Here is an 8,446-nt window from a genome sequence, read left to right as displayed (position 1 = left end):
TGCAGGCATCACTCCAGAAAGGAGGTGTTCCAGCCGCACCTTCCGGTACGGCTACCTTGTTACGACTTAGCCCCAGTCACCAGTTTTACCCTAGGACGATCCTTGCGGTTACGTACTTCAGGTACCCCCGGCTCCCATGGCTTGACGGGCGGTGTGTACAAGGCCCGGGAACGTATTCACCGCGCCGTGGCTGATGCGCGATTACTAGCGAATCCAGCTTCACGAAGTCGGGTTGCAGACTTCGATCCGAACTGAGAGAGGTTTTGTAGATTAGCCAACTGTCACCAGTAAGCAACTCGCTGTACCTCCCATTGTAACACGTGTGTAGCCCCGGACGTAAGGGCCGTGCTGATTTGACGTCATCCCCACCTTCCTCACATCTTACGACGGCAGTCTCGATAGAGTCCTCAGCATAAACTGTTAGTAACTATCGATGAGGGTTGCGCTCGTTATGGCACTTAAGCCGACACCTCACGGCACGAGCTGACGACAACCATGCAGCACCTTCATAGAAGCCTTGCGGCTGTTGGGTTTCTCCAACATTCTTCTATAATTTAAGCCCGGGTAAGGTTCCTCGCGTATCATCGAATTAAACCACATGTTCCTCCGCTTGTGCGGGCCCCCGTCAATTCCTTTGAGTTTCACCGTTGCCGGCGTACTCCCCAGGTGGAATACTTAATGCTTTCGCTTGGTCGCTTGCAGTATATCGCAAACAACGAGTATTCATCGTTTACTGTGTGGACTACCAGGGTATCTAATCCTGTTTGATACCCACACTTTCGTGCATCAGCGTCAGTTATAGGATAGTCAGCTGCCTTCGCAATTGGAGTTCTTCGTGATATCTAAGCATTTCACCGCTACACCACGAATTCCGCTAACCTCCACTATACTCAAGACGCCCAGTATCAACTGCAATTTTACGGTTGAGCCGCAAACTTTCACAGCTGACTTAAACGTCCGCCTACGCACCCTTTAAACCCAATAAATCCGGATAACGCTCGGATCCTCCGTATTACCGCGGCTGCTGGCACGGAGTTAGCCGATCCTTATTCATATAGTACATACAAAACTCCACACGTGGAGAACTTTATTCCTATATAAAAGAAGTTTACAACCCATAGGGCAGTCATCCTTCACGCTACTTGGCTGGTTCAGGCTCTCGCCCATTGACCAATATTCCTCACTGCTGCCTCCCGTAGGAGTCTGGTCCGTGTCTCAGTACCAGTGTGGGGGACCTTCCTCTCAGAACCCCTATTCATCGAAGACTTGGTGAGCCGTTACCTCACCAACAATCTAATGAAACGCATCCCCATCAATCACCGAAAAACTTTAATGATAAAACCATGCGGAATTATCATACTATCCGGTATTAATCTTTCTTTCGAAAGGCTATCCCAGAGTAAAAGGAAGGTTGGATACGTGTTACTCACCCGTGCGCCGGTCGCCANTCTTCACATTGCTGCGAAATGCTGCCCCTCGACTTGCATGTGTTAAGCCTGTAGCTAGCGTTCATCCTGAGCCAGGATCAAACTCTTCATTGTAAAAGTATCTTGCCATTTACAATTTACAATTAGACTATTTACAATTTAACATACAAATGGTAAATAGTAAATGGTAAATAGTAAATGAAATTATCTCTGCTCGGATGCCGTACAAATTTATCAAATTACACCTATATATAATATAGAATGACGGTTCAATTAACCCAAATATAATATTTGGCTTGTACTACTTGTATAGTTATGAAAATAATTCAAAGAACGATTGGCTTCGGATTTAAGCGAAACCGGATGCAAAGATAACAACTTTAAAACGCTACTTCCAAATTTATTCGAAAGTTTTTTGAAGAAAAATTAATTCTTACTAAAAATGCCGTTATCTGTGAACAATTTGTCAAAAACATCCGGCTTTGTTCTCTCACAAAGCGGGTGCAAAAGTAGAGACTTTTGGAATACAAACCAAATTATAACAAGAAATAATTGAAGAAAAATGAAAGAAAAAAGATAAGGGGCTGATAATGAGGAATACAGAATACATACATTTCTTGATATACTGGATTGCTTCGGGGCACCCTCTCGCAATGACGTACTTTTCCATTTCTTTTTATGATGGTATAGAAATGAGTAAAATCAAAGAACCCCCTATTGCCACGCTTGACATAGGGGTTCTAGCAACAAAACAACTTAGTGGAGGAAAATCGTGATATCACATCATGGATTACCTCATGCTAACACGACACTTTTGAGTAGAGTTTCTTTAACTATTTCTCAACTCATTTTCTTCGTTTGATATACCTTGCAGCATAGGCGATAATAGCAAAGCCATTTCTTCATTAGTATATAATAAACGCAACACCACGAAAACCGTATCATATATTTCGAGGTATTGATATTCGTTGTTGGTATATGCGGTAAAGCCGGAAAGTAGCTTTTTCAGTTTTTCATGTAGCGGGAGCGTAGAAAAAGTAAGTTCCTGCCCGCTATATACATAACGCTTTAGTTCCTCTAAATAACATCTGTTGTGCCAGCTTTGCAGCCCAGTACAGTTTACGGTTACATACTTTGATTTCTCAAAGGCCCCACAACTTATTTCGCATTGTGGCGACAGGAGTAGCAATTGCTGCCCATGAACCTGACAGCTATCCCATTCATTTCCTTCAAGGCGAACCTTTCCATTCAGAAGAAAGAATAGCCGGTAATTCCTGCTGCTTCCCAACTGTTCAACGTGGGCGGCGGGCATTTCGTGAAACAACATGCCCCCGCTTTGCTTTGGATAGCCAACTCTCATTGCAATGTTAATCGGTGACTTCGCGAACACAGCGCACGTAGTACTGCGTCGTTTTTTCAACAATGTTCGTAAGACCATTTTCATAGTCATTGTTGTAGAAAGACACATACCACGAGTATCCCGCCGTCCCCTCTGTGGCACTCCAGTAGTTATTTGACTTGAATCCGCCGATTCCAAGGCTTTTCAATGCCGGATAGAAGATATACATCAGCATTAACTCCCGCTGTGTGGGAAGCCGCCAATTCCCCCCCTTATATGTAGAATTCCTGCACCCGTTAAAAGCTGCTACCCAAGCTAGTGTTGTACCCGTGCCGTCCATATCATACGATGCATCCATATCATTAGGGGCAACCTCCAGTTTTTGAAACACTGTTGCATTTATCGGGTGGTTTTCATCGTTTTTTGCACCCGCTACCATCCCGAACTCAGTTACGCTGGGCAGAAACGAGGCGTAAGCCGCCGTTTTGGATGTATTTGTTACCGACTTCGCTGGCATCCCTGCCGCCACAGTCAGGTCAAGAATATACTTTGTGCCATCAGACTTATACACCTTTTGTGCCATCAGCCCCGACGTCACCATCAGCTCTGCAAATAATGCTATGATTAAAAATCTTCTCATTTCTTATCTTTCTTTTTAAGTTTATCAAATTCAAAATAGAACTGTCATTGCGTTCGAGGCGGCAAAGCCGCCTCAATAAGTTAATCATAATTCCCTGACGCAGCGAAGCCGCGTGCTGGTAGCACTAGTCTTGGGGCTGATGCCGCCCATTGAGACGCCGTTACTTTTCATACTCCAAGCGGTGCTACCACTAGTCTCCGTAGCACTCCAATAGTAATTTGCACCAGCTGCACCGGAGAGCTGCTCCTCCCTCTCAAATCCGGCATTAGCTACATACACACCCATAAGCTGTTTCTTTGCCGGGAGATACCAATCGTAATTCGCACTCGTTTTTCCTGTAATTGACGACCAATTATTGTTTTTCTGGAAGCAAAGATTAGCCGCAGGATAATCCGTCGTACTCATTTGGCTTAATGCAAGGGTAATCCCTTTGCCGTCCCAATCGCCCATTACATTGACAACGCCGGTCGTGGAAGCCCATTTCACATTCATCGCTTCATCGGCATTCTGCACATACAGCACTCGCTCGAATTGCCAAACACCCGGCTCTTTTTGCACCAATGCGCCCCCGAAATATCCTACGTACAGAGCTTCCACTGCGGTAATCACCACATCCCACGTCGACTCGTCGTGCTGGCTTTTGAAGGTTATCGTCGCCGTCTTACCCGATTTGGACGTTTGAGTATTTTCCGCCACCATTGTAAATGATACGATGTTTCCTGTCGTGGTGTTATAGCCGCCTGCTATTTCAAGAAGCTTGTCTTCATCTTGCAGTATATCGTGCGGGTCTGTTACCTTCGATATCGTCCAGTCGAAATTCGCCCGGACATTTATCTTTTCCGTCTGCGAGTTTAATATATAACCCGACTTAACATCCGTAACCAGGTTGTAACTTATCTGTCGCAGGAACACGTTGGCCGTAGCGTATGATATACTGTTTGTTGTAACAAAATCCACCTTCGAGCTTTTTTCGAAAAATGGGTTTCCGTTCAGTTCCGCTGTCGTAAAAGCAGCAGGAGCGATAGAATAGGTAATCGTACCTGTTCCGTTGTTCCCTGCAAGCACCGTTCCGGTAACGGGTGCACCTACACCCGAAGCAAAAGCGTTGCTTCCTACTCCCACGTTTGTTATTTCCAGGTCAGCGTCTTTCGGCTGCCAGTTGACCGTGAGGGTTTGTGAGGCCGGTTTCACACCTTGTTTAGAAGCGAAGATAAGTTCCGTTACATGGGCGTTATTGCCATCCAGCAATCCGATGCTCAAAGGAGCAATAATCGTCTGTTTCACCTTCACGGCATAGCGCAGTCGGCCGGCAGCAATCCATATCACCGCGTCGCGTTCCTTTCCATCTGTATTTTCATCTACAGCCAATACCACTTTTGCTTTAATATTCTCAGCACCTTTCGTGAGAGTCGTTGTACCGTTGGAAGTGGTTTTAACCCATGTCACATCTTTCGTATCATCTGTAGCGTCCACTATCTTTTCTACATACCATCCCGATTTGCCACCCTCTGCGGTCGTGATGTAGTCGGTTTGCACATAGAATACATTATTCGTTTGCTGGGTTTTTATTTCATCCTTACCAAACACGAACTCTCCCTGACTCACAGCCATCATAAACTGCCCATCGGCAACGATATTTCCCATATCGGCCTGATTCCATGGTAAAACATTAGCCTCAATGTTGATCGGTTCGCTTTTAAACGCGACATCCGGATCGTCGTAGCCCGGACCCGACACGCTTATTATATTGAACACATATTGGTGGTTGCGCAAGACATCAAGATACGTCTTTGTATCGCCCGATTTGCTAAAGAAGTCTATACGATAGTAGTAGGTCTTGGAATCATAAACGCCACCCACTACAATACAGGTACGGTCCTGCAAAGCTTTGGCTTTGGTATGTTCCGGTTTCGCATCCGTATGGTTTTCGGATTCAAAGATGTATATCTCGCCTACACAGTTATTATCGGTTGTGTTGATCTCGGTTTTGCCATCTTTATTGTCATAAATGATTGGACCTTCAGTGATTTCGGAATCCGAAGGAATGGTAGGTACAGTGATTTTCCCGTCGTCTTTACTCCATGCCGCGATGGGCGGCACTACAGCCCCGTGCGTATTGTAATTATACACACGAACACTGCTCAGGGTGAAGTTGCTTACGGCTGCATCCACCTTTACATCCACCCTGGCTAGCATACGGGTAAGCGAAACCGCACCCTCTCCGGTCAGGTCGGTTTGGTCGTTGATCGTTTCATTGCCTATATCTCCCCACATAGGCATGGGTTTATAATCTGCCGCTGTTTTAGTGGCATTCCATTTTCCACCGGTTGGCATCCCTGTCGTCAATAAGTCCTGCACTTCGGCTTTAGTTTTTGTTGTGAGTGTTGTGGCGGTTATTATACTGTGTGCATTGGCTACGATGACCAAGTCGTATTTTCCCTGTCTGAGTTCAACGATGAACGTCTTTTTACGGCTGTCATTTTCGTCAGTTTTAATATCGTTTTCACTGCATCCGACCGTATACACAAGTCCACCTCCTTCTCCTATCTGGTTAAATACCAATACGTCGATCTCGGTTACTTCGTTCTCGTCTATAGTACCCAAAGCCCGCGTGGCGGGGGTACTTGTTCCCGGTAGCTGAATGGCGAATTTCACCCGTACATCACCGTCGGTTTCCGGGGCATTTTCGTTGTACTCGTCCATACAAGCCGAGAATGCTACCAACATGATAGCGGCCAACAGCCTGAGCATACTTTTTCTTCCGTTAAATTTCATAACTATATCTGTTTTGATTTTTTCAACTAGATTCTTATAATCCGGTTCCGCTACTGCTCCACGTCCAGTCGTCTACCCGTATACCTACCACTGCCCAGGTGTCTTCATCACCGTTGTGTTCAAGGGTGAACTCCAGTTCGTAGGTATCGTGTTTATCCAGATCCTGCTGTTCATTGTACAGCGGATTCCGCATGATGNAACTGCTCGTCGGCTTTTCCGGTTTCCTGTTTGATGATGACCAAATGTAGGTCATCGTCCACCATCAGGCGTTGGGTGGTGAATGCAAAGGGGTACGCAGCCCGTGTTTTGGCAGGTTGCGGCATATAGGTGTACACAGGCGCCTGGCCCGGGTAATTATTTTCGAAGGTATAGTGTCCGTTTGTTCCTGTTATGTAGGCATGCAGGTTTACAGACTGTGGGAGGGTCCGGTCGAAGTTTGTAGTTACATTTATGTAGTTGGTATTCTTCATCATATTGATGACTACAATTCCGGTTTCTTCATTCACGGTCAATACACGGCTTCCGTGATAGATGGGTTGGGTGTTGGCTTTTACCACACCGCCGTCCTCAGGTTTTAGTTTGAGGCGTGCAGTAGATAGTTCTTCTATTTCGCTTACTTCAAATTCATCACTGGCATTCATCCAGGCCACCAGGGTATAGTTTCCTTCTTCCAGTGCCATCTTATATATATAATTCATTGCCGACAATTGTTCTTTGGTCAGGCGTTCCATTTTCTGGTGCAGTGCACCTGCATTGTTATACACATACAGATCGACGTATTCTACAACCGTCGTAAATACATCTGCTCCTGTGGTGTTAATGTCGCACCGGAGCAACATGGTAACTTCCCGGGTAACGGGTGTGCAGTCGCTGTCATCTCCTATACAACTGCTTAAGAAGATCATGCTTGCGGCCAGGCAAATAGCTATAATCGATTGTATATGTTTCATTATTCTTATTTCTTTGAGAGTTATGCCTCCCCCGAAGGGGAGGACTTATAGTAATAATTAAAGACCTACGCCTGTGTTAACCACAGTCCAGTCGAGTACTTTGATGCTTACTTTCAGATGAGTATCTGCTTCAATTGGTTCTTCAGGTTTTACAGGTGGGTTTGACGGAACAATAGGATCGCCATCTATGTCCTTATCACCACCTTCTTCGTTTGTTCCGATTTTGGCTACACTTTCAATTTTGATATTGTAGTAGCTGTTACGGTTAATGGTGTATTTGTCTGCTGCATTTTCGTCTATAACCCAGAAAGCATAGTGGCAAACACCACCTTCATATTTTACAATCTTCTTGGTAGCTTTATCAGTAGGATAATTAGCGGCAGATTTTGCTGCTGCTTCGGTATCATAAATGGTGGTTTCCCATGTTTCTGTTGATGCATTGTAAACACGCCAGAAATCAGCACCTTCAGTCATTCCGTCAGGAGTAAACACACCTTTAACAACCGCATGTGTTGCTTCTCCTTGTTTGATAGTTTTAGCATTAGCGTTTTCTACAATATAACCAGGTGTGTCACCTGCTCTATAAGCAGCATCTGCAAAATAGTTCGCAGCAGCATAAGTAGTCGAATAGAGGGGAGTTTTCAGAACGCCACTTTCGTATACTGGGAAAAGATACATTTGGTTGGGGTTACCACCCATTTTGTACTCCATGTCAGTGAATTTATTACCTTCACCAAATACAGAAGTACCGTTCTCAACATCGTCTGCCAAAGCTACGTTTACCTTAGCTACGGCACGGCCTACGTTGATATCGATAAGATTGCTAGTACCATCAGCCTTACCCGCCACGATGTTTTGAGCCGACGCATCGCTTACATTGGTCATAAAGAAACCATCGGTACCTTCTGTCAATTTAGCCAGAGTCAGACTTGTCAAAACATCTTTTTTTACTGTTTCCAACGGAGTATCTTCAGCAAATGTGCTGGGTACACCAGCGATCGGATTTACGGCTGCATAGAAATAGTGCGAACCGGTGGTGATTGCTACGACTTTTCCAGCGCTTGCTTCGGAAGTGTTCAACTCTACGGCTTGCTCAAATTTGCCGGTAGCACCGAAAATGTAAACGATTGCCTTTGTTACTTTTTTTTCATTTCCTACTGCCTCTTTAATATCAGCTCTGGTAGTGGGCCCCGCCACTTGCGACAATTTAATAAGCGCCACCGTAGGTTCTCCGTTAGGTATAATACCACCGTTATCTACTTCGTCATCATTACTACAGCTAGCAAACCCTAAAGTCAGGGCGCAAGCCATCATT

General features: G+C 45.3%; 6 protein-coding genes and 1 rRNA gene. All 7 read right to left on the bottom strand.

What is annotated here, in order from left to right:
- Positions 1–17: 17 nt before the first annotated feature.
- Positions 18–1,541 (bottom strand): 16S ribosomal RNA (locus D0T87_RS23310).
- Between the two features lie 715 nt (positions 1,542–2,256).
- Positions 2,257–2,754, bottom strand: coding sequence for a hypothetical protein (locus D0T87_RS23305; RefSeq protein WP_163178529.1), 498 nt, complete (start codon positions 2,752–2,754; stop codon positions 2,257–2,259).
- 40 nt (positions 2,755–2,794) lie between these two features.
- A complete protein-coding gene (locus D0T87_RS23300) occupies positions 2,795–3,406 on the bottom strand; it encodes a DUF1566 domain-containing protein (protein ID WP_163178527.1) in 612 nt (203 codons plus the stop codon).
- Between the two features lie 84 nt (positions 3,407–3,490).
- The gene (locus D0T87_RS23295) at positions 3,491–6,181 is read right to left on the bottom strand and encodes a fimbrial protein (RefSeq protein ID WP_163178525.1); all 2,691 of its coding nucleotides are present in this window, start codon (positions 6,179–6,181) and stop codon (positions 3,491–3,493) included.
- 34 nt (positions 6,182–6,215) lie between these two features.
- Complete coding sequence (locus D0T87_RS24935; protein WP_163178523.1) at positions 6,216–6,374, bottom strand: FimB/Mfa2 family fimbrial subunit; 159 nt, start codon at positions 6,372–6,374, stop codon at positions 6,216–6,218.
- Positions 6,352–7,131, bottom strand: coding sequence for a FimB/Mfa2 family fimbrial subunit (locus tag D0T87_RS23285; RefSeq protein WP_163178521.1), 780 nt, complete (start codon positions 7,129–7,131; stop codon positions 6,352–6,354). Before D0T87_RS23285 ends, D0T87_RS24935 begins: the two co-directional genes overlap by 23 nt.
- 57 nt (positions 7,132–7,188) lie before the next feature.
- Positions 7,189–8,446 (bottom strand): Mfa1 family fimbria major subunit (locus tag D0T87_RS23280; protein WP_203558772.1); only part of this gene is annotated, 1,258 nt, incomplete at its 5' end.

This window comes from Bacteroides sp. 51, assembly GCF_010500965.1.
GTDB lineage: Bacteria > Bacteroidota > Bacteroidia > Bacteroidales > Bacteroidaceae > Bacteroides.
Note: the sequence above shows the minus strand (reverse complement) of the source record. Positions and strands in the feature narration are given on the sequence as shown.

What these genes read in the sequence shown, in the direction of transcription:
- D0T87_RS23305 (WP_163178529.1), bottom strand. Translation starts at nt 2,754, where the DNA reads ATGTTGTTTCACGAAATGCCCGCCGCCCACGTTGAACAGTTGGGAAGC.
- D0T87_RS23300 (WP_163178527.1), bottom strand. Translation starts at nt 3,406, where the DNA reads ATGAGAAGATTTTTAATCATAGCATTATTTGCAGAGCTGATGGTGACG.
- D0T87_RS23295 (WP_163178525.1), bottom strand. Translation starts at nt 6,181, where the DNA reads ATGAAATTTAACGGAAGAAAAAGTATGCTCAGGCTGTTGGCCGCTATC.
- D0T87_RS24935 (WP_163178523.1), bottom strand. Translation starts at nt 6,374, where the DNA reads ATGCGGAATCCGCTGTACAATGAACAGCAGGATCTGGATAAACACGAT.